1 protein-coding gene is annotated in these 1,758 nt (G+C 40.1%); it reads right to left on the reverse strand.

The genetic code is table 11. The annotated features are described in order from the left end of the window. Positions 1-273: 273 nt before the first annotated feature. Positions 274-1,560, reverse strand: coding sequence for an IS1380-like element IS942 family transposase (locus tag GH664_RS23980; protein ID WP_153170291.1), 1,287 nt, complete (start codon positions 1,558-1,560; stop codon positions 274-276). Positions 1,561-1,758 lie beyond the last annotated feature (198 nt).

Genomic DNA, 1,758 nt, shown 5'->3' on the forward strand with positions numbered 1-1,758 from the left:
GTGAAGATTTCAGCTTGGCTCCACCCCTTCATGCAAGCGTACACATCTTCAAAATAAACTCTATATAGTCAGGAGCCAGACTAAGTTTTAAAGAAAAGAAATGAACCTCAAATCCGCAACCTATAGGGTTTAGTGGGATTTTGCTTGCAAAGCGACAAAATTCATTTTATTGTACATATTTCTTGCACAACAGAAATGTCGCAGACACAAAATCCCCTTACCCCATAAAGCGACTTGAGGTAATACGCTGGTTTAACCAGAAAAGCATGGTCTTTAACCAAAGTCTGTCTTGAACAGGTTGGCATAAGCATTGTTGTCTGAGTAAATATTCAATACATGCCTACGTGATGTCTTAATCCATTTCGCAGGAACAGAGATGAACTTGAAAACAAAGGTCTTGATTCTGCTGGTGGCACGCAATCCAAATTCATGGGTTTTCAATCTCTGCATAATAGCTTTGTAGAAGTTTCTGATGAGAGCTGTCATAAGCAGGAATACAGTATTCTGTGCCATGAACGATTTTGGCAACCGATTCCAGCCAAAGCCATTGTTCATGTCATCGAAGATGCGTTCCTTGCCACCACGAAGATTGTAGAATTCCACAATGTCTCTTGCACTCGACTTGTAATCGTTAGTCAGTATACATCTGTAGGTATATTCGCCTTCCCAAATGTCAAGGTCTCCCTCTATTCGCCTTTGTCTCTGTATGACAAGACGATACGGTTTTCCTTTCCATTTCTCAACAAGGATGGAATTCAACTCAAATTCAATACCGTTGATTTCAACAGTTTTCCATCCAGTCAAGGCAAACATGGAATCGTAGAAGGAAGAGCATCTGTTGGCACGAATATAAAAATGCCTGCAATGAGCCTCTACCATATCTACGATTTCCTCCGAGCATGAGCCGCAATCCATGCGGGCACGGGATATATATACTTCTGATGCCTCCAGTCGCTTGAAGATTCTTTCCAAAGTCTCTCTTTGGTTGAAGCGCACGTTTGTGTTGCCGTCTCTATTTTCAATACCGACAATCATGTCGTTAATGACTGCCACACCTGGACTATAGCCCAGGAACTTCTTGTAGGTTGGTTTTGCATCATACTTCTCTGTTTCAATGAACTGATGGTCAAAGTCAAAATCATACTCTTGACCGGATTTCAATTGACCAGTAGCAAGCAGGGCTTTGATCAATAAGCAGTTCATCTTGTCTGCAGTATTGAAATCATAGGAGTTGCCAGAAGCAGATTTATAGGTGATGTTCTTACAAGTCAGTTCTTCGATAGCACGCAATATGGTGTCTGCGCTGCAAGTGCGAAGAGTTGGATGAAGAGACAAATGTTTCATCAAGTGAGTTGTAACATCCTCAATACATGAGCCGCCACAAAGATATACGCACATCAGAGAGCGTAGAATTTCGCTATATTGATAACCAAACATAGTGCATCTCAATCCCAAGGTGGAATCTATGGTTTGAGCTAAAAGAGCATCAAATTGCTCCATAATAGAAAAAATTCCTCCAAAAGGAGTGAGTTTCTCAGATTTTATTTGTATCTTTGCCATGTCATATTAGAGTTTTGCTTGTCTTCTTTTCGCAACACTAAGGTAAGTGAAAATTCTGACATGGCAAAATCCTGGGCAACTTTTTGTTGCTCAGGCACTTATAAATAATGTTAAACTATAGTGTTGCGGAATTAAGGAACATGAAAAAAAACAGAAAAAAGCAAATCGTAGTTTTGTGTATAGCTTTAGTTTGCATCT

The organism is Thauera sp. 2A1 (assembly GCF_009469595.2).
Classification (GTDB): Bacteria; Pseudomonadota; Gammaproteobacteria; order Burkholderiales; family Rhodocyclaceae; genus Thauera.